Here is a 20,271-nt window from a genome sequence, read left to right as displayed (position 1 = left end):
CTGTCGCTTTTCCCTTCCATCTCCACGTCCCCCTGTCAGGCAGCGGTCCGCTGCACCGGTGCACCACCACGCAAGGAATAGAATTAACAAATGACTGAGAACACTTCCGCCGAGCAGTTTGGCTCGAGCCGCGTCAAGCGCGGCCTCGCCGAGATGCTGAAGGGCGGCGTCATCATGGACGTCGTCACCGCAGAGCAGGCACGTATCGCAGAGGATGCCGGCGCTGTCGCCGTCATGGCCCTCGAGCGCGTGCCCGCCGACATCCGTTCCCAGGGTGGTGTCGCCCGCATGAGCGACCCCGACCTGATCGACAGCATCATCGCCGAGGTGTCCATCCCGGTCATGGCGAAGGCCCGCATCGGCCACTTCGTCGAAGCGCAGATCCTCGAGGCGCTCAAGGTCGACTACATCGACGAGTCCGAGGTGCTGAGCCCGGCCGACTACGTCAACCACATCGACAAGTGGAATTTCCAGACCCCGTTCGTCTGCGGCGCGACCAACCTGGGCGAGGCGCTCCGTCGCATCACCGAGGGCGCAGCCATGATCCGGTCCAAGGGCGAGGCCGGCACCGGCGACGTCTCCGAGGCCACCAAGCACATCCGCACCATCAAGGGCGAGATCGCCCGCCTGTCCGCACTGAGCAAGGACGAACTGTACGTCGCCGCCAAGGAGCTCCAGGCGCCCTACGAACTCGTCGCGGAGATCGCCGCCACCGGCAAGCTTCCCGTCGTGCTGTTCGTGGCCGGCGGCGTGGCCACGCCCGCCGACGCGGCCATGATGATGCAGCTCGGCGCCGACGGCGTCTTCGTCGGTTCCGGCATCTTCAAGTCGGGCAACCCGCAGGCCCGGGCCAACGCGATCGTCAAGGCCGTCACGTTCTTCGACGACCCGAGCGTGGTTGCCGAGGTGTCCCGCGGACTGGGCGAGGCCATGGTCGGCATCAACGTGGCCGACCTGGCCGCACCGCACCGCCTCTCCGAGCGCGGCTGGTAACAGCGCCGTCCATGACAGTTGGAGTTCTCGCCCTGCAGGGCGACTTTCGTGAGCATGCCGAGGTCCTTCGGGCACTCGGCGCGGAGGTGGAACTCGTTCGTCGCCCGGAGGAACTGGCCCGCGTCAGCGGACTGGTGATCCCGGGCGGCGAGTCCAGCGTCATGGACAAGCTCTCCCGCACGTTCGGCCTCGCCGGGCCGCTGCGGGATGCCGTGCGCAGCGGCCTGCCCGTCTACGGCACCTGCGCTGGCCTGATCATGCTCGCCGACACCGTGCTCGACGGCATTGCCGGCCAGCAGAGCATCGGCGGACTCGACATCTCGGTGCGCCGCAACGCGTTCGGGTCCCAGGCCGAGTCGTTCGAGACGGAGCTGGACGTCCCTGTGCTGGGCGCGCCCCCGGTGCACGCCTTGTTCATCCGCGCCCCGGTCGTCGAGGTCGTCGGGCCCCGGGTCAGGGCGCTGGCCAGGCTCGCCGACGGACGCTGCGTCGCCGTGCAACAGGGCAACCTGCTCGGCACCTCCTTCCACCCGGAAATCACGGGGGAGCACCGCTTCCACGAACACTTCCTCCGGATGGTGTCGGGCGCCGAAGCGGGCGGCCGGGCCGCGTCGTGACCAGGTACGTCGCGCTGCTGCGCGGCATCAACGTTAACGGCATCACCATCACCATGGCGCCGCTCGCGGACCTGTTCCGGGAGCTCGGCTACACCGGCGTGAAGACCGTGCTCGCCAGCGGGAACGTGCTCTTCGACACCGATACCGGGACCGACACCGAACCCGACGCCGCCGCGATCAAGTCCCGGATCGAAGCCGCCCTGTCCGAGACCTTCGGCTACCGGGCCTGGATCGTGCTGCGGGACGTGGAGACCCTCGCCCGGATCGCGCGGGACTACCCGTTCGAGGCCGACCGGGACGGCTGGCATCCATACGTCGTCTTCGGCTCCGACGACGCCGTCCTGGCCGAGCTCGCGGCCGCCGCCGACGGACTCGACCCCGCCGACGAGCGGGTCAGCGCGGGGGACGGGGTGCTGTACTGGGAGGTCCGCAGGGCGGTCGGCATCACGAGCCCGTTCAGCAAGCTGAGCGGCAAGACCCGCTACCGCTCCAGCACGACGACCCGGAACCTGCGCACCCTGCACAGGCTGCTCGGCTGAGCCTTCCGGCTCGTTCGGGATGCCCCGGGTTAGAATGGGCGGGCACCCAGCGGGTGCCACGACCACGCAGGGCGGCCGGCATGCCGCCGGGCGCACGAGCGCACACCAGCACAGCAGACAAGCACACACGGGAGACGTATGTCCGGGCATTCCAAATGGGCGACAACGAAGCACCAGAAGGCGATCACCGACTCTCGGCGCGCCAAGGCCTTCGCGAAACTGATCAAGAACATCGAGGTCGCGGCCCGCATGGGCGGCGCGGACCTCTCCGGCAACCCGACCCTGGTCGACGCCATCCAGAAGGCCAAGAAGACCTCGGTGCCGAACGACAACATCGATCGCGCCGTCAAGCGCGGGGCCGGCCTGACCGGCGATGCCGTCGACTACACGACCATCATGTACGAGGGCTACGCGGCCCACGGCGTGGCCATCATGATCGAGTGCCTCACCGACAACAAGAACCGCGCGGCGGCCGAGGTGCGCACGACGGTCACTCGCAACGGCGGCAACATGGCCGACCCGGGCAGCGTCGCCTACAACTTCCACCGCAAGGGCATCGTCGTCGTCCCCAAGGGCGAGGGGCTCAGCGAGGATGACGTCCTCCTCGCGGTCCTCGACGCCGGCGCCGAAGAGGTCGTCGACGACGGCGACAAGTTCGAGGTCTTCAGCGAGGCGCACGACCTGGTCGCGACCCGCACGGCGCTGCAGGAGGCGGGAATCGACTACGACTCCGCTGACATCGCGTTCGTGCCATCCCTCAAGGTCGAGGTGGATGCCGCGACGGCCCGCAAGGTGTTCCACCTCATCGACGCCCTCGAGGAACTCGACGACGTGCAGAACATCTACAGCAACTACGACCTGTCGCCCGAGGTCCAGGCGGAGCTCCAGGCCGAGTCAGAGTAACGCCGCGATGCCGGTCAGGGTGCTCGGGATCGACCCTGGCCTCACACGCTGCGGTGTCGGCGTCGTGGACGTCTCGGGGAATCGCTCGGCGACGCTCGTCGACGTCACCGTGCTGCGGAGCGACCCCGGCCTTCCCCTCGAGCGCCGCCTGCTGCTGATCAGCGACGGAATCGAGGACATGCTCGACCGCCACCAGCCGGCATTCGTGGCGATCGAGCGCGTGTTCGCGCAGCACAACGTGAGCACAGTGATGGGCACCGCGCAGATCAGCGGGGTCGCGCTCACGCTCGCTGCCCGGCGGGGCCTGCCGGTGTCCCTGCACACCCCGAGCGAGGTCAAGGCGGCCATCACCGGGTACGGCGCGGCCGACAAGAAGCAGGTCGGCACCATGGTCGCCCGGATCCTCGGCCTCGCCGAGATCCCGAAACCCGCTGATGCCGCCGACGCCCTGGCCCTCGCGATCTGCCACGCCTGGCGTACCGGCGCCTCCGGCGGAACCCTGCCGACTGCCGGCTCGCTCGCCCCGGCGCCCCAGACACCCGCCCAGAAAGCATGGCTCGCCGCGGAGCGCAGCGCGTCCGTGTCGGCGCCGCCCCGTAGTCTTAAGCGGTGATCTCCTCCGTACGTGGCCCCGTCCTGTCCGCCCTGGGCTCGACCGTTGTGATCGAGGTCGGCGGCATCGGCCTCGCCCTCCAGGTCACCCCGACCACCGCGCTGTCGGTGCGGACCGGCGACGAGGCCCGGCTGGCGACCACGCTGATCGTGCGCGAAGACTCGCTCACCCTGTACGGGTTCCCCACGGCCGAGGAGCTTGCGGTGTTCGAACTGCTCGTCGGCGTCACCGGGGTGGGCCCGAAGTCCGCCCTCGGCGTGCTCGGCGTGCTGACGCCCAATCAGATCGCCCTGGCCGTCCAGGGCGAAGACGACGCGGTGTTCCGCAAGGTCAGCGGCATCGGACCCAAGACGGCGAAGCTCATCGTGCTGTCCCTGGCCGGAAAGGTCGCGGTCGCCAGCGGGGCGCCGACGGGCGTGCGCCCGGCCGGGCAGGCCACGGTCGCCGCGAACGTCCAGGCCGCCCTGATCGGCCTCGGCTGGTCGGAACGTGTCGCCGCGCAGGCCGTCGACGAAACGCTTGCAGACCCATCCGGATCCGAGGCATCCGGCACGGAACCCGGCGTCGCCACCGTGCTGCGGCTGGCCCTGGCCCGGCTGGGCCCGGCACACCAGAGCCCCGCACACCAGGCATCGGCGCGCCGTTCGTGAACGCTCCGGGCCTGGCCAACGACCCGGGCGTCGAAGTGACGAACCCGGCGCTCGAAGGGGATGCGGAACTCGCCTTCGAAGGCGCCCTCCGGCCGCGCAGCATGGCCGAATTCGTCGGCCAGCAGAAGGTGCGCGGCCAGCTGCAGCTCCTGCTCACCGCGGCGACCATGCAGAGCCGCACCCCCGACCACATCCTGCTCGCCGGCCCGCCAGGGCTCGGCAAGACGACCCTTGCCATGATCGTCGCCTACGAGGGCAATCGCCCGTTGCGCATGTCCAGCGGTCCGGCCATCCAGCACGCCGGCGACCTCGCGGCGGTGCTTTCCTCGCTCGTGCCCGGCGAGGTGCTGTTCATCGACGAGATCCACCGGATGGCGCGCTCCGCCGAAGAGATGCTCTACCTGGCGATGGAAGACTTCCGCATCGATATCATGGTGGGCAAGGGGGCGGGGGCGACCTCCGTGCCGCTCGAGCTGGCCCCGTTCACCCTCGTGGGCGCGACGACTCGCTCGGGCATGCTGCCCAACCCCCTGCGGGACCGCTTCGGCTTCACAGCGCACCTCGAGTTCTACTCCGAGGGCGAGCTGGAGCAGGTACTGGCGCGGGCGGCGAAGCTGCTGGACCTGCGAATCGGCCGTGAGGCACTCGCCGAGATCGCCGGCCGCTGCCGGGGCACCCCCCGCATCGCGAACCGGCTCCTTCGACGCGTGCGCGACTACGCCCTCGTGCACGGGGGAGAAGCCGACCTGGCCGCGGTCCACGCCGCACTGGAGCTGTACGACGTCGACCCGATCGGTCTGGATCGCCTCGACCGGGAGGTCATGCGGATCATCCTCACCCGTTTTGGGGGAGGTCCCGTTGGCCTGAATACCCTGGCGGTTTCCGTGGGTGAGGAGTCCGAAACCATCGAAGCGGTCGTCGAGCCCTTCCTGGTGCGGATAGGCTTCCTCACGCGCACCCCGAGGGGGCGGGTGGCAACACCCGCGGCGTGGCAACACTTCGGTCTCAGTGGCCCTCAGGCTGCCCCTCACCTCGATCCCCTATAATTCAAGTTGGTTCGCAGCGATCCGCACTCACCTGTCGCGGTCGTCGTACCGCAATCGGAAGGTCCCTCAGTTTCATGCCAGACATCACTACCATCCTCATGCTCGCCGTCCTGGCGGTCCTCGTGTTCTTCATGTTCCGCAATGGGCGCAAGCGCAAGGCGGACCTCGAGGCCCTCCAGTCGCAGATGGTCGCCGGCGCGGATGTCATGACCAACTTCGGCATGTACGGCACCATCGTCTCGATCGACGAGGCCGAGAACAAGGTTGCCCTCGAGATCGCCCCCGGCACCGTGGTCAACATCCACCGCCAGACGATCGCCCGCGTCGTCGAGCCCACCGTCGCCGAAACGGAAGACGCTCCCATCGCCGAGCTCAACCAGGACCACGGCACCGTCATGGGCGAGCCGGAGTTCGGCCAGCGTACAGCCGGCGAAGACGGCACCGACGGCAGCAAGCCCACCAAGGGCGACGCGTAACCCAACCCCTCTCCCGTGCCCGCGCCCTCACGGGCGCGGGCACGAGCATAGAAAGCTGAGTCACAGGTGGCAAAGTCGTCCCCGGTCAAGAAGGCCTGGCGTTCCCTGACCTGGTTAGGCGTGATCATCGTCGGCCTGATCGCCCTCAACACGGCCGGCGTCATCGGCGGGAGCGGCTCCTGGTCGCCCAAGCTCGCGCTCGACCTCGAGGGCGGCACCCAGATCATCCTGGCTCCCAAGCTCGAGTCCGGGGACTCCGTCTCGCCCGAGCAACTGAACCAGGCCGTGTCGATCATCCGGCAGCGCATCGACTCCGCGGGCGTCTCCGAGTCGGAGATCAACACCCAGGGCGGCAAGAACATCGTCGTGTCGATCCCGGGCACCCCGGATGACGCGACGATCAACCGGATCGAATCCTCGGCCAAGCTCGAGTTCCGGCCGGTGCTCCTGGCCGCGGCCCCGTCCGGCGCCGCCGTCGGCGGCGAGGAAGCGACCGCGACGCCGACCCCGACGCCCAGTGTCGACCCCGGCAGCCTGCCCAGCACGCCGAGCGTCAAGCCCACCAACGCCAGCGACCTGAACTACGTCACCCCGGCGCTCCAGGCCCAGTACGACGCCTTCGACTGCAGCAAGATAGAAACGGCCGTCGTCGCGCCGGCGGACAAGCCGCTCGTCACCTGTGAGACGGACGGCTCCGTCAAGTACGTGCTCGGCCCGGTCGAGGTCAGCGGGGCCAACATCTCGGACGCGTCCAGCGGGCAGAAGACCACCCAGTCCGGTGCCACCACCGGCGAATGGGTTGTGAACATGGTCTTCGACGGCGAAGGCACCAAGGACTTCGCCACCGTGACCACCCGCCTGAGCGGGCTGCAGGGCGTGCAGAACCAGTTCGCCATCGTGCTCGACGGCAGCGTCATCTCCGCGCCGCGCACGCTCGCGGTCATAACCGACGGCAAGCCGCAGATCAGCGGAAACTTCACCCAGGCGTCCGCGAAGTCGCTTGCCGACCAGCTGAAGTTCGGTGCGTTGCCGCTCAGCTTCGCCGTGCAGAGCCAGGACACGATCTCCGCGACACTCGGCTCGGCCCAGTTGACCAGCGGTCTCATCGCCGGCCTGATCGGCCTCATCCTGGTCGTGCTGTACTCGCTCGCACAGTACCGGCTGCTCGGTCTCGTCACCGTCGCGTCACTGGTAGTCGCCGCGGTGATCACCTACCTGCTGATCACGATCCTGTCCTGGCGGGAGGGTTACCGACTCTCGCTGGCCGGCGTCGCCGGTCTGATCGTGGCGATCGGTATCACCGCCGACTCGTTCATCGTCTACTTCGAACGGGTGCGAGACGAACTGCGGGACGGACGCGGACTCGAGTCCGCCGTCGAATCAGGCTGGAAGCGCGCCATCCGCACGATTGTCGTCTCCGACGCGGTCAACTTCCTGGCCGCGGCCGTGCTGTTCATCCTGGCCGTCGGCAACGTGCGCGGATTCGCCTTCACCCTCGGACTCACCACCATCGTCGACCTCATCGTCGTGATGCTGTTCACCCACCCGATGCTGCAACTGCTGGCACGCACGCGCTTCTTCAACGAGGGCCACCGGTTCAGCGGACTCGATCCGCGGGCGCTGGGCGCCGTCTACCGGGGACGCGCCAAGTTCGCTCCGTCCCCGGCGGTCTCCACCTCGAAGTCCGCCTCATCGAGCCGTGAAGCAGCGAAGCGCCAGACCATCGCCGAACGCAAGGCATCAGAAATGGTCGGTTCCAGCACGGATCGGTCGACCGACGGGAAGGATTCCTAATGGCCAGCTTCGCCCAGTTCGGCAACGACCTCTACACCGGGAAGCGTTCCTTCGACATCGTCGGCCGCCGCAAACTCTGGTACCTGATCGCCGGCGTGATGATCCTGATTGCCGTGGTCGGCCCGCTGCTCCGCGGCGGCTTCGTCTTCGGCATCGAATTCACCGGCGGCTCCGAGTTCGTCGTCTCCGAGGTCAAGACCCAGGACCAGGCCCCGGCCGCCGAGGCCGTCGCCGGCGTCGACCCTGCGGCCGTGCCGAAGATCTCCACCGTCAGCACCACGGGCATCCGGGTGCAGACCGACCAGCTGGAGTCCTCGGCGTCCCGCGAGGTGCGCGCGGCCCTGGCCGCGGCCTACAACGTCCCGGAAACCAAGGTCACCTCCTCGTTCATCGGCCCGTCCTGGGGCGCGGACATCACCGGCCAGGCGCTCCGCGGCCTGCTGGTGTTCCTCGTGCTCGCCTTCATCGTCATGGCGCTGTACTTCCGCACCTGGAAGATGTCGCTCTCGGCGATGATCGCGCTCCTGCACGACCTGGTCCTCACGGCGGGCTTCTACGGACTCACCGGCTTCGAGATCACCCCGGCCGCCGTCATCGGCTTCCTCACGATCCTCGGCTACTCGCTCTACGACACCGTCGTGGTCTTCGACAAGATCCGGGAGAACACGGCGGAGGACGGATCGGAGTCCCGCCGCACGTTCGCGGAGTCGGTCAACCTCGCCGTGAACCAGACCCTGGTGCGCTCGATCAACACCTCCGTCGTGGCCATGCTGCCGGTGGCGTCGATCCTGTTCATCGGAGCCTTCGTGCTCGGCGCGGGAACCCTGCGCGACATCGCCCTGGCGCTCCTGATCGGAATCTTCGTCGGAACGTATTCGACGATCTTCCTGGCCGCTCCGCTGTACGCCCAGCTCCGCACCGCGGAGCCGGCCATCCGCAAGCGCGACAAGAAGGCACTCGCCCTCCGCGCCAAGGCGGGCGTCACCGCGAAGTCACCGGAGAACCTGACCGTATGAGCCTGACTCCGGACGCGCCGGCCGCCGCACACGCAGCGGCTTGCGCCCCGGAGGACTGGTCAGGCGCCCATGGCGATGTTGTCGGCTGGATCAGCGATAATAGGCCAGGGAGAGTGAGGTGAAGCGATGACGGAGACAACGACGCCATCCACCGCTTCACTGCGCCGCCTGGTGCCGCGCATCTTCTCCCGCGCCCAGCCGGTCGGGGCCGTTGACACCCTGATCAAGACCGTGCGGATGCACCATCCCAAGGCCGACCTCGCGATCATCGAACGCGCCTACACCGCGGCCGAACGCGCCCACGAGGGCCAGGTCCGGCGGAGCGGCGAGCCGTACATCACCCACCCGGTGGCCGTCGCCCAGATCCTGGCCGACCTCGGCATCGGGCCGAAGACCATCGCCGCGGCCGTGCTGCACGATACGGTCGAGGACACGGAGTACACCCTCGACCAGCTGCGGGCCGATTTCGGCGACGAGATCGCGATGCTCGTCGACGGTGTCACCAAGCTCGACAAGGTCAAGTACGGCGACAGCACCCAGGCCGAAACCGTGCGCAAGATGATCGTCGCGATGTCCAAGGACATCCGGGTGCTGATCATCAAACTCGCGGACCGCCTGCACAACGCGCGCACCTGGGGCTTCGTCTCGGCGGAGTCGGCCTCGCGCAAGGCGACCGAGACGCTGGAGATCTACGCGCCGCTGGCGCACCGGCTGGGGATCCAGACGATCAAGTGGGAGCTCGAAGACCTCTCCTTCGCGGTGCTGTACCCGAAGCTCTACGCGGAAATCGAGAGCCTGGTCAGGCAGCGCACGCCCCAGCGCGAGGAATTCGTGCAGCAGGTCATCGACGCGATCAACGACGACCTCAAGGCCGCCCGGATCCGGGGCAAGGTCGCCGGGCGTCCGAAGCAGTACTACTCGATCTACCAGAAGATGGTCGTGCGCGGCCGCGAGTTCGACGAGATCTACGACCTCGTCGGCATCCGGGTGCTGGTCAACTCGGTGCGCGACTGCTACGCCGTGCTCGGCGCGATCCACGCGAGGTGGACGCCGCTGCCCGGCCGGTTCAAGGACTACATCGCCACCCCCAAATTCAATCTCTACCAGTCGCTGCACACGACGGTCCTCGGGCCCAACGGCCGCCCGGTGGAGATCCAGATCCGCACCCAGGAGATGCACCAGCGCGCCGAATTCGGGGTCGCCGCGCACTGGAAGTACAAGGACCAGACCACCGGCAAGAGCAGCGGCCCCGGCCCGCAGAGCGACACCGACATGGCCTGGCTGGCGCACATCTCCGACTGGCAGGCAGAGACCGCCGACCCGGGGGAGTTCCTCGATTCGCTGCGCTTCGAGATCGGCGCCAAAGAGGTCTATGTGTTCACGCCGAAGGGGCGCGTCATCGGCCTGCCCGCCGGCGCCACCCCGGTCGACTTCGCCTACGCCGTGCACACCGAGGTCGGCCACCGCACGATGGGCTCCAAGGTCAACGGGCGCCTGGTCCCGCTGGAGAGCGCACTGGAGACCGGCGACGTCGTCGAGGTGTTCACCTCGAAGAATCCCGATTCCGGCCCCAGCCAGGACTGGCTGAACTTCGTCAAGAGCCCGCGGGCCCGTAACAAGATCCGCCAGTGGTTCACCAAGGAACGCCGCGACGAGGCCATCGAGCAGGGCCGCGACTCGATCGCCCGGGCCATGCGCAAGCAGAACCTGCCGCTGCAGAAGCTGATGAACCAGGACTCGTTCGCCGAAGTCGCCGCGATGATGAAGTACGAGGACGTCTCCGCGCTGTACGCCGCCGTCGGCGAGGGGCACGTCTCGACCCAGTCCGTGCTCGAGAAGGTCGTCGCCTCGCTGCAGAGCGTCGAGGAGAGCGACAACACCGACCTGCCGGTCGCACCCCGCGGCCGCACCCAGACCCTGCGTAACAGCGACTCCGGAGTGCTCGTCCGCGGCGCGCCGGACATCCTGGTCAAACTGGCCCGCTGCTGCACCCCGGTTCCCGGGGACAAGATCGTGGGCTTCATCACCCGCGGTTCCGGGGTGTCGGTGCACCAGGCCGAGTGCCACAACGTTCAGTCGCTGCTCAAGGAGCCCGAGCGGATGATCGACGTGGAGTGGGCCCCCACCTCGAAGAGCCTCTTCCTCGTGCACATCCAGATCGAGGCGCTCGACCGGTCGGGTCTGCTTTCGGATGTGACCCGGGTGCTGTCCGAGCACCACGTCAACATCCTCTCCGCCACGGTCAACACCTCGAGCGACCGGCTTGCCCTCAGCCGGTTCGTCTTCGAGATGGGCGACGTGACCCACCTGGACCGGGTCCTGAACGCCGTGCGCCGCATCGACGCCGTGTACGACGTCTACCGCGTCAGCGACGGCTAGGCGCTCGCTCACCGCGCGGGACCGCTCAGGGTGGGACGCCGACAATCGCCGTAACTGCCGAGAGTCGCCGTTCTAGCGGCGATTCTCTGCGTGAACGGCGACTCTCGGGGGACATCCGCGGCGAACCGGCCCCGAACGGTCACAGTGGATGCTCGAGCAGGGCCTGCGCTGCGGCGAGCCGAGCCAGCGCGATCACCTTATGCGGCAGGTTTTGGCGCCGGCACAGCTGCTCCGCGGCGTCGGCGTCGGCGAAACCGCCGAGCCGGAGGAGTGCCGCCAGCAGGGCAACCAGGCCAGGTTCCGCGTCGGTGCCGGCAGCGCCCGGTGCGGGCGACCTCGCGAGGTCGACGACCGTGCGCAGCGGGGTGGTCACCCGCAGCCCGGCGATGACCCGGGTCTCCTCCGCAGCGCAGTGCACCTCCCGCAGCTGCAGGCGCTGGGACGGCGGCACGTGGGTGCGCGCGCCGTGGTCGACGCAGAACTGGTGCCGGCCCGGTTCGGCGACGAGGCCGTACACCCAGGCGGCGGTCATCCGTTCGGCGATCGCCCGGGGAGGAACCAGCTGGCCGGCGGCGAGGGCCCGGACGACCGGCCCGTCCACCTCGTCGACCGGGCACCATGAGTCAACCAGCGGGTAGACCTCGCCGTCGAGGCGAGCGGCGCACAGCTCGGCGAGGGGAAGATCATCCGGCGTGAGCACCGGGGCGAGCAGGCCGGTCATGCGACAAGGATGCGGACCGGCCGGGCGCTTAACGCACGATTCCGGTGATCTGTGGACAGATCACCGGAATCTTCTCGCTGGGGACTACTGGCCGATGGCCTTCAGCCACGCCTTGCGGGTCTCGAGAGCCTCGGTGGCCTCGGCGATCGCCTTGGCATCCTTGCTCTCCTCGGCCGCGGCGAGCTCGGCCTCGAGCTTGGCGATCGCGTCGTTCAGCTGGCCGGCGAGACCCTCGGCGCGGGCCTTGGTCTCCGGGTTGTTGCGCTTCCAGTGCTCGTCGTCGAGCTTGCGCACGGCGGCTTCCACCTTGCGCAGGCGCTCGTCGACGACCTTGACCTGGTCCCTGGGAACCTTGCCGATGGCGTCCCAACGACGCTGGATCGACGTGAGGGTCTCGCGCGCCCTGGCGCGGTCGGTCTCGGCCAGCAGCGTCTCCGCCTCGGTCAGCAGTTCGAGCTTCGCGGTGAGGTTCCCGGCGAACTCCTCGTTGTCCTGGGCATCGATCTCGCCCTTGGCACCGTAGAGGACGTCGCCGGCGGCCTTGAACTTCGCCCACATGGCGTCGTCCTGCTTCTTGCCGGAGCGGCCGGCGTTCTTCCAGTCGTCCAGGAGGGCCCGGTAGGCCGGAATGCCGTCGGCGCCCTTGGGCGCGAGCGCCTCGGCCTTCTCGATCAGCTGCTGCTTGCGCGTGCGAACGTCCTTGTGGGCGCTGTCCAGTTCCGCGAAGAATGCCTTGCGGTTCTGTTCGATGGTCGTGCGGGCCGCGCGGAAGCGCTTCCACAGCTCGTTGGCCTCGCCCTTGGGGATGCGCGGGGCGTCGTGCTGGTGGGCCTGCCACTTGGTGAACAGTTCGTCGAGCGCCGCGCTCGTCTGCTTCCACTGGGTCTTGGCGGGGTCCTCGGCGGCGAGGCGCTCGGCCTCTTCGACGATCGCGGCACGTTCGGCGAGCGCGGCGCCGGCCGCGGCCTTCGCTTCGGCGCCCTGCTGCTCGGTGAGTTCGGTCACGGCGCCGCCGAGGGCGGCGAGGCGCTCGGCGAGGGCGGCCAGGTTGCCGACGGCGTTGGCGGTGGCCACCGTGGCGGTCAGGTTGGCGACGGTCTTCGCGATGTCAGCGGCAGGCGCGCCGCCCTTGGCGCGCTGTTCGAGCAGGGTGACCTGCCCGTTCAGCTCGACGTACTTGCGTTCGAAGTAGGCCAGGGCCTCTTCCGGGGTGGCGTCCGGGTATTGGCCGACGGCGCGCTCGCCCGTCGTTTCGCGCACGTAAACCGTGCCGGTTTCGTCTACGCGACCCCATGGTTGCTGATCTGTCGGAGTCAAGAGCCTCACCTTGCTGAGTCGTTGCGTGGCCCCGAACGGGGCATACTGCACCCAGCCTATTGCAAGCCCGCGCGTCGCTCGCGTGAAACTACTGAACTGTTATCGCCGTGATCGTGGTCGGGACCTTCGGGGCGCCGTCCGTCTTGCCGTCCTTCACCCCGGCATCCGTGATCTTCGCGGTCAACTCGTCGAGTCCGCTGGTGATCTTGCCGAGGACCGTGTAGCCGCCGGCAGCGTCGGCCGGGATGGTCGTGTCCTTGTAGACGATGAAGAACTGGCTGCCCATGCTGTAGCCGTTGCCGCCCTGGCGGGCCATGGCGATCGTGCCGGCCGGGTAGACGTTGTCCGCCGGCGCGTTCTCGATCGGGCCGTAGCTGTAACCGGGGCCGCCCGCGCCCGTTCCGTCGGGATCGCCGCACTGGAGTACGAAGAAGCCGCCGGTGGTGAGCCGGTGGCAGGAGACGTCGTCGTAGAAGCCGGACTTGACCAGATCGACCGTGGAGGACACGGCCTGCGGGGCGAGCTTGCCGTCGAGTTCGAAGCCGAGCTTCGTGCTGTTGAGGGTGAGCGACCCCGTCCAGGTGCGACCCTCGGCGAGGGTGCTGGGCGGAACGTCGCCCGTGTTCGCGCCGGCCGGGGCCGAGGCGCTGGGCGTGGGCGTGGGGCTCGCGCTCGGCACCGGGGTGCCGGGGCCGCCGGAGAAGAAGAGAAGCTGGGCGCCGACGGCGAGGATCAGGACCAGGCCGAGCGCACTCCAGGCGATGACATTGTCGCGTTTCCGACGCTTCTGCTGGTGCTCGTGCACGGCGCGCCTCGCCTGGTAGGCACGCGCCCTGGCCCTGGCCTCGCGGGACGCCCGGTCTTGCTTGGTGCTCGGAACCACGTCAATCCTCCAGGAGCCGCCGCCGGCGGGTAGACACAAAGGGGCACGGGTGCTGCCGCTTGAACTCTACGCATCGGGAGCGGGGCGGGCAAAGTGCCGCGCGGGGACCGCGAGTCGGCGGCACAAACTACGCTGGAGGAATGTCGGATGCCCAACCGGGACTGCGCAGTGGCGCAACCCCCCTCGCCGTGCGGATGCGCCCGAAAAGCCTCGACGAGGTCGCCGGTCAGCGGCACCTGCTGACCCCGGGCTCCCCGCTGGTCAGCCTGGCCAGCGACAAGACGGGGGAGCGCGGCTCGGTTTCGGTCATCCTCTGGGGCCCGCCCGGCACCGGGAAGACGACCCTGGCCCAGGCCATCGCACACAGCTCAGGGCGACGGTTCGTCGAGCTCTCCGCCGTGTCCGCCGGCGTGCGCGATGTCCGCCAGGTGATGGAAGAGGCGCGCACCAGCCGCGATCTCTACGGCCTGTCGACGGTGCTCTTCCTCGACGAGATCCACCGCTTCAGCAAGGCCCAGCAGGATGCCCTGCTGCCGGGCGTGGAGAACGGCGTGATCATCCTCGTCGCAGCGACGACCGAGAATCCCTCCTTCTCGGTCATCTCGCCGCTGCTGTCCCGGTCCCTGCTGCTCACCCTGGAAACCCTCAGCGACGAGGACCTCGGCATCGTCGTCGACCGTGCCGTCGTCGATCCGCGCGGCCTGGCGGACAGGTTCGTCCTCGACGGCGAGGCCAGGGCCGCCATCATCCGGCTCGCCTCCGGCGATGCCCGGCGGGCGCTCACTGCCCTGGAGGCGGCATCCGTCAGTGCCGCCACGACAAGTGCCGCGACCACCGACGCGGGCACCGACGCGGGCACGGACGCCCGGCCCGTGATCACGACCGAGATCGTCTCCCTCGCCGTCGACCGCGCCCTGCTGCGCTACGACCGCAACGGCGATGAGCACTACGACGTGATCAGCGCCTTCATCAAATCGGTGCGCGGTTCCGACGTCGACGCGTCGCTGCACTACCTGGCCCGGATGATCGAGGCGGGGGAGGACCCGCGCTTCATCTGCCGCCGGATCATCGTGCTCGCCTCCGAAGACATCGGCATGGCGGACCCGCAGTCCCTCGTGATCGCGGTAGCCGCAGCGGACGCCGTGCAGTACATCGGCATGCCGGAGGGCCGGATCCCGCTCGCCCAGGCCGTCGTGCACCTGGCGACGGCGCCGAAGTCCAACGCCGCCTACCTGGCCCTGGATGCCGCGATCGCGGACGTGCGGGCCGGGAAGACCGGCCGGGTGCCCAAGCACCTGCGCGACGGGCACTACCCTGGCGCCAAGCGGCTCGGCCACGGCAAGGGCTACAAGTACCCGCATGATGACGCGCTGGGCGTGCTGGCGCAGCAGTACCCGCCGAACGAGCTCAAGACCGTGCGCTACTACGAACCCACCGAACACGGCCACGAGCGCGAGGTCTCGTCCCGCCTCGCCAAGCTGCGCCGGATCATCCGCGGAAGCTAGTCGCTGTGTTAGTCTTGAGGCTGCCTACAACCGGTCTTGGCGTGCGGCTGCGCCCAACTCCGGTTTGGATGGGATTCGCTCTGTAGCCGAGCGTCCCGTGGCACCACCCCTCTGATCTCCCATGACGCACGTGCTTTTCCCAGGTGTGCGCCCTGGCTTCCCCGTGTTTGAGTCTCCATCGAAAGGAACCCGTGTCTACCAAGTCACGTACCCGTAGCAAGACCCGCCTGTCGCGCGCTCTGGGCATTGCCCTGACCCCTAAGGCCGCCAAGTACCTCGAGAAGCGTCCGTACGCTCCGGGCGAGCACGGCCGCACCAAGCGCAAGACCGACTCGGACTACGCCGTGCGCCTGCGCGAAAAGCAGCGCTTGCGTGCCCAGTACGGCATCCGCGAGGCCCAGCTCAAGATCGCCTTCCAGGAAGCCCGTCGCGCCCAGGGCCTGACCGGTGAGAACCTGGTCGAGATCCTCGAGACCCGTCTCGACGCCCTCCTCGTGCGTTCGGCCATCGCCCGCACGACCGCCCAGGCCCGCCAGATGATCGTGCACCGTCACATCCTCGTCGACGGCCAGTTGGTCGACCGTCCCTCCTTCCGCGTGAAGCCGGGTCAGCTCATGCACGTCAAGCCCAAGAGCGAGGGCATGGAGCCGTTCCAGGTTGCGGCCGCCGGCGGCCACGTCGACCTGCTCCCCAAGCTCCCGGTCTACCTCGAGGTCGAACTCGACAAGCTGCAGGCCCGCCTCGTGCGTCGCCCGAAGCGCGTCGAAATCCCCGTGACCTGTGAAGTTCAGCTCGTCGTCGAGTACTACGCGGCGCGCTAGCTCACCGCGCACCCCCCTGGGGTGCCGCGTCTGAACTACGCTTGAGGGCGGATCACCCAGTGGGTGGTCCGCCCTTCGCGTATGTCGCGGCGGTTGCATGCCGATTCCGGAATGGGAGTGTTGTCAATGTCAGGTGGAGATATCGCCGGATTGATCGCCGCGGGCGTTTTCGCGGTCCTGGTGGGCATCCTCGCCCTGCCGCTGGTCAAGCTCGGACGCGTGTTCGACGAGACGACGCTGGCCATCCGCGAGCTCAGCCACGAGGTCACCCCCCTGCTCCAGGAAGGCACGACGACCATCCGGGAGACGAACCAGCAGCTCGCCCGCGTCGACACGATCACCAGCAACGTCGCGGATGCCACCGGCAACGCGGCCGCGCTCGTCGCCCTGTTCGCGGCAACGGTGGGTGGCCCGCTGGTCAAGCTGGCGGGCTTCTCGGCCGGCGTGCGCGCCGCGTTCAGGCTGGGCCGCCCCTCGGGCTCCCGCCGCCCTCGCGCCTAGACCGCTACGCTGGAAAGAGATCGTTGCGTCTTCGACGCGAGTCGCCACACAGCCGCAACACACATCAGGGAGTTTCGAAATGAAGAATGTCATTTGGCTGGCCGTCGGCGTAGCCGTCGGCTTCGTCGTCGCCCACGAGGCCAACAAGACCCAGCAGGGCAAGCAGTTCTTCAACGACCTCGACACGAAGGCGCGCGAGTTCGGTGAAGCCATCTCGGACGGCTACCGCCAGCGGGAGGCCGAACTCCGCGCCGCCCTCAGCGACGTCGAAAAGGCCCTCGACGATGTGACGAACCCGTAGCGGCACCTCCCTCCACCTTTCGCTCCACTCATAGCAACGGAACCCATGCAGACTGCTGATATTCGCGGGCGCTGGCTCGACTTCTTCGCCGATCGTGGACACACGGTCGTGCCGTCGGCCTCCCTCGTCAGCGACGACCCCACCCTCCTCTTTACCGTGGCCGGCATGGTCCCGTTCGTGCCGTACCTGACCGGCCTGGTGCCGCCGCCCTACCCGCGCGCCACCAGCGTGCAGAAATGCATCCGCACCAACGACATCGAAGAGGTCGGCAAGACCCCCCGCCACGGCACCTTCTTCCAGATGGCCGGCAACTTCTCCTTCGGCGACTACTTCAAGGAGAAGGCGATCCAGTACGCCTGGGAACTCCTCACCACGCCGGAGGCGGCGGGCGGCTACGGCTTCCTCGAGAAGGACCTTTGGGTCACGATCTACCTCGACGACGACGAGGCGTTCGGCTACTGGCGCGCGCTCGGCGTGCCGGCCGACCGCATCCAGCGCCTCGGCAAGGAATCCAACTACTGGTCGACCGGCCAGCCCGGCCCGGCCGGCCCGTGCTCGGAGATCTTCTTCGACCGCGGCCCCGCCTACGGCGCCGACGGCGGCCCGGCCACCGACGACGACCGCTACGTCGAAATCTGGAACCTCGTCTTCATGCAGTACCTCCGCGGGGAGGGCAGCGGCAAGGACGACTTCCAGATCCTCGGCGACCTACCGAAGAAGAACATCGACACCGGCATGGGCCTGGAGCGCGTCGCCTTCCTCAAGCAGGGCGTCGAGAACATGTACGAGATCGACCAGGTCCGCCCGGTCCTCGACCGCGCCGCCGCGCTCGCCCGGCGTGCCTACGGCGCCGACCATGAAGACGACGTGCGGATGCGCATCGTCGCCGACCACGTGCGCTCCTCGCTGATGCTGATGAGCGACGGCGTCATGCCGTCCAACGAGGGCCGCGGCTACATCCTGCGCCGCCTGATGCGCCGCAGCGTCCGCGCCATGCGCCTCCTCGGCGTCGAAGGGGCGACGTTCCCCGAGCTGTTCCCCGCGTCCCGGGACGCGATGAGCGCCGCGTACCCCGAGGTCAAGGCCGACTACGACCGGATCAGCCAGGCCGCGTACGCCGAAGAGGAGACCTTCCTCCGCACCCTGACCAGCGGCAGCGCTGTGCTCGACCTCGCCGTCGCGAAGACGAGGAAGGCGGCGAAGGCCGAACTGCCCGGCGACACCGCGTTCCTGCTGCACGACACCTACGGTTTCCCGATCGAGCTCACCCTCGAGATGGCCGAAGAGGCGGGCCTCCGCGTCAACCGCGACGCCTTCGACACGCTGATGGCGAAGCAGCGCGCCATGGCCAAGGCCGACGCGAAGGCGAAGAAGACCACCCTCGCCGACCTGTCCGTCTACAGCGAGTTCCGCGCCCACGGCGCGACCGTCTTCACCGGCTATGAGAGCCTGCAGACCGAATCAAGCGTGCTCGGCCTCATCGTCGACGGCGTTTCCGTGACCAGTGCCGTGGCCGGTGAGATCGCCGAGGTGGTCCTCGCCGAGACCGCGCTCTATGCCGAATCCGGTGGCCAGGAGGCCGACGCGGGCCTGATCGTCGGCCCCGGCTACGAGCTCGAGGTCCTCGACGTGCAGAAGCCCGTCGCCGGCCTGATCAGCCACAAGGTGCGGGTCAGCTCCGGCGAGGTCGGCGTTGGCGACAGCGCGACCAGCGTCGTCGACGCCGACTGGCGCCGCGGGGCGCGCCAGGCTCACTCCGGCACGCACATCCTGCACGCCGCCCTCCGCCAGGTGCTCGGCCCGAACGCGCACCAGTCCGGCTCCTACAACAAGGCCGGGTTCTTCCGTCTCGACTTCTCCTGGAACCAGGCGCTGTCCCCGGCGACCCGCAGCGAGATCGAGGAGATCTCGAACAACGCCATCCGGGACAACCTCGAGGTGGTCACCCGGGAAATGAACCTCACCGACGCCAAGGCCCTCGGCGCCATGGCGCTGTTCAGCGAGAAGTACGGCGACCGCGTGCGCGTTGTCGACATCGGCGGCCCCTGGTCGCGCGAGCTCTGCGCCGGAACCCACGTCTCCACGAGCGCGGAGATCGGCATGATCAACCTGGTCAGCGAGGCATCCGTCGGTTCGACGAACCGCCGAGTGGAGTCGCTCGTCGGGCTCGAGGCGTTCCGGGACCTGGCCGCCGAACGGGCGATCGTTTCGCAGCTCACCGCGAACCTGAAGACGCCCAAGGAGCAGCTGCCGGAGCGGATCAACGACCTGATGCAGAACCTCAAGGCCGCCGAGAAGAAGATCGCCGCCTACGAGGCACGCGCCCTCTCCGACCGCGTCCCCGCCCTCGCGGCGACGGCGGCCCGGGCCGGGGCGGTCACGCTCGTGGCGGAGAACCTGGGCACCCTCGCCTCCGCCGACGACGTGCGGATGCTCGTCACGGCCACCCGGGAGCGGCTCGGCAGCGAGCCGTCGATCGTGGCCCTCGCCGCGACGGTCGGTGAGAAGCCGGTCGTGATCGTCGCCACCAACCAGGCCGCCCGCGACGCCGGCCACAAGGCCGGGGCGCTGGCCAGGCAGGTCGCGGGGATCCTCGGCGGCGGCGGCGGCGGCAAGGACGACCTCGCACAGGGCGGCGGCACCGACGTCGCCGCGATCCCCAGCGCCCTCGAAGCCGTTCGCACGGCCGTGGCCCGCTAAGCGCGTGCGTCACGGCGTGCGGGTCGGGGTCGACGTCGGCACCGCCCGGATCGGGGTCGCCCGGAGCGACGCCCACGGCATGCTCGCGACACCGGTCGAAACCGTCACCCGCGGCCAAGCGGGAGCCGACATCGCCCGGATCCTCGCCGTCGTGAGCGAACTCGAGGCGATGGAGGTCATCGTCGGCCTGCCGCTGGCGCTCTCGGGCCGGACGACGGCCTCGACGACCGACGCGATCGGCTTCGCGGAGGAGCTGCACCGGGCCCTGCCCGTGCCCGTGCGGCTGGTGGACGAGCGCCTCTCGACCGTCGCCGCGCAATCGGTCCTGCGGGCCTCCGGGCGCAAGGCCAGGACCCACCGCCCAGTGATCGATCAGGTGGCCGCGACTATAATTCTGCAACACGCTCTGGACACCGAGCGAGCCTCGGGCAAGCCCCCCGGCACGCCCGTTGATCCGACGAGAGAGCCGTCCGCCGACCCGCTCGAAAGGCCGTAA

At 68.8% G+C, this 20,271-nt stretch carries 20 protein-coding genes; 17 read left to right on the top strand and 3 right to left on the bottom strand.

Annotated features, from left to right (window positions below; translation table 11 throughout):
- The first annotated feature begins 90 nt into the window (after window positions 1-90).
- The 11 genes from pdxS (at window position 91) to E3O23_RS02335 (ending at window position 11,026) form a co-directional block, all read left to right on the top strand.
- Window positions 91-993, top strand: coding sequence for a pyridoxal 5'-phosphate synthase lyase subunit PdxS (gene pdxS / locus E3O23_RS02385; RefSeq protein ID WP_134487760.1), 903 nt, complete (start codon window positions 91-93; stop codon window positions 991-993).
- A gap of 11 nt (window positions 994-1,004) precedes the next feature.
- The gene (gene pdxT, locus E3O23_RS02380; RefSeq protein WP_134487757.1) at window positions 1,005-1,610 is read left to right on the top strand and encodes a pyridoxal 5'-phosphate synthase glutaminase subunit PdxT; all 606 of its coding nucleotides are present in this window, start codon (window positions 1,005-1,007) and stop codon (window positions 1,608-1,610) included.
- Window positions 1,607-2,149: a DUF1697 domain-containing protein gene (locus E3O23_RS02375; protein ID WP_134487754.1), complete on the top strand. Its 543-nt coding sequence runs from the start codon at window positions 1,607-1,609 to the stop codon at window positions 2,147-2,149. The genes pdxT and E3O23_RS02375 overlap by 4 nt, the downstream gene beginning before the upstream one ends.
- A gap of 138 nt (window positions 2,150-2,287) precedes the next feature.
- Window positions 2,288-3,052, top strand: coding sequence for a YebC/PmpR family DNA-binding transcriptional regulator (locus tag E3O23_RS02370; RefSeq protein ID WP_134487751.1), 765 nt, complete (start codon window positions 2,288-2,290; stop codon window positions 3,050-3,052).
- Between the two features lie 7 nt (window positions 3,053-3,059).
- A complete protein-coding gene (gene ruvC, locus E3O23_RS02365; RefSeq protein WP_134487748.1) occupies window positions 3,060-3,665 on the top strand; it encodes a crossover junction endodeoxyribonuclease RuvC in 606 nt (201 codons plus the stop codon).
- On the top strand, window positions 3,662-4,315 hold the full coding sequence (gene ruvA, locus E3O23_RS02360; protein ID WP_134487745.1) for a Holliday junction branch migration protein RuvA: 654 nt from the start codon (window positions 3,662-3,664) through the stop codon (window positions 4,313-4,315). Before ruvC ends, ruvA begins: the two co-directional genes overlap by 4 nt.
- An 11-nt stretch (window positions 4,316-4,326) precedes the next feature.
- A complete protein-coding gene (ruvB, locus tag E3O23_RS02355; RefSeq protein ID WP_134487846.1) occupies window positions 4,327-5,361 on the top strand; it encodes a Holliday junction branch migration DNA helicase RuvB in 1,035 nt (344 codons plus the stop codon).
- 74 nt (window positions 5,362-5,435) lie between these two features.
- Window positions 5,436-5,837, top strand: a complete 402-nt coding sequence (gene yajC / locus E3O23_RS02350) for a preprotein translocase subunit YajC (RefSeq protein ID WP_134487742.1) — start codon at window positions 5,436-5,438, stop codon at window positions 5,835-5,837.
- Window positions 5,838-5,903: 66 nt separating this feature from the next.
- Window positions 5,904-7,631 (top strand): protein translocase subunit SecD, encoded by a 1,728-nt coding sequence (gene secD, locus E3O23_RS02345; RefSeq protein ID WP_134487739.1) that lies wholly within the window; start codon window positions 5,904-5,906, stop codon window positions 7,629-7,631.
- Complete coding sequence (secF, locus tag E3O23_RS02340; RefSeq protein WP_134487736.1) at window positions 7,631-8,647, top strand: protein translocase subunit SecF; 1,017 nt, start codon at window positions 7,631-7,633, stop codon at window positions 8,645-8,647. The genes secD and secF overlap by 1 nt, the downstream gene beginning before the upstream one ends.
- Window positions 8,648-8,773: 126 nt before the next feature.
- Entirely contained in the window at window positions 8,774-11,026 is a 2,253-nt protein-coding gene (locus tag E3O23_RS02335) for a RelA/SpoT family protein (protein WP_134487733.1), read from the top strand.
- Window positions 11,027-11,165: 139 nt separating this feature from the next.
- On the opposite strand, the gene E3O23_RS02330 is transcribed toward E3O23_RS02335, so the two are convergent.
- The 3 genes from E3O23_RS02330 to E3O23_RS02320 form a co-directional block, all read right to left on the bottom strand.
- Entirely contained in the window at window positions 11,166-11,747 is a 582-nt protein-coding gene (locus tag E3O23_RS02330; protein WP_134487730.1) for a hypothetical protein, read from the bottom strand.
- An 84-nt stretch (window positions 11,748-11,831) separates the two neighbouring features.
- Window positions 11,832-13,064 carry a DUF349 domain-containing protein gene (locus E3O23_RS02325; RefSeq protein ID WP_134487727.1) on the bottom strand — a complete coding sequence of 411 codons (1,233 nt, stop codon included), beginning with the start codon at window positions 13,062-13,064 and terminating at the stop codon, window positions 11,832-11,834.
- Between the two features lie 88 nt (window positions 13,065-13,152).
- A complete protein-coding gene (locus E3O23_RS02320) occupies window positions 13,153-13,947 on the bottom strand; it encodes a peptidylprolyl isomerase (protein WP_134487724.1) in 795 nt (264 codons plus the stop codon).
- A gap of 140 nt (window positions 13,948-14,087) precedes the next feature.
- Here E3O23_RS02320 and E3O23_RS02315 point away from each other — a divergent pair, with 140 nt between their 5' ends.
- From E3O23_RS02315 to ruvX, 6 genes are all read left to right on the top strand, one after another.
- A complete protein-coding gene (locus tag E3O23_RS02315) occupies window positions 14,088-15,452 on the top strand; it encodes a replication-associated recombination protein A (protein WP_134487721.1) in 1,365 nt (454 codons plus the stop codon).
- Between the two features lie 191 nt (window positions 15,453-15,643).
- Window positions 15,644-16,273 (top strand): 30S ribosomal protein S4, encoded by a 630-nt coding sequence (rpsD, locus tag E3O23_RS02310; RefSeq protein ID WP_134487718.1) that lies wholly within the window; start codon window positions 15,644-15,646, stop codon window positions 16,271-16,273.
- Between the two features lie 126 nt (window positions 16,274-16,399).
- Complete coding sequence (locus tag E3O23_RS02305; RefSeq protein ID WP_134487715.1) at window positions 16,400-16,774, top strand: DUF948 domain-containing protein; 375 nt, start codon at window positions 16,400-16,402, stop codon at window positions 16,772-16,774.
- A 79-nt stretch (window positions 16,775-16,853) separates the two neighbouring features.
- Window positions 16,854-17,075: a hypothetical protein gene (locus tag E3O23_RS02300; protein WP_134487712.1), complete on the top strand. Its 222-nt coding sequence runs from the start codon at window positions 16,854-16,856 to the stop codon at window positions 17,073-17,075.
- 45 nt (window positions 17,076-17,120) lie between these two features.
- A complete protein-coding gene (alaS, locus tag E3O23_RS02295; RefSeq protein WP_134487709.1) occupies window positions 17,121-19,775 on the top strand; it encodes an alanine--tRNA ligase in 2,655 nt (884 codons plus the stop codon).
- A gap of 4 nt (window positions 19,776-19,779) precedes the next feature.
- Complete coding sequence (gene ruvX, locus E3O23_RS02290; protein ID WP_134487706.1) at window positions 19,780-20,271, top strand: Holliday junction resolvase RuvX; 492 nt, start codon at window positions 19,780-19,782, stop codon at window positions 20,269-20,271.

Source organism: Cryobacterium tagatosivorans (genome assembly GCF_004402215.1).
In the GTDB taxonomy this organism is placed as follows: domain Bacteria; phylum Actinomycetota; class Actinomycetes; order Actinomycetales; family Microbacteriaceae; genus Cryobacterium; species Cryobacterium tagatosivorans.
This window is presented reverse-complemented; position numbering and strand designations above follow the sequence as displayed.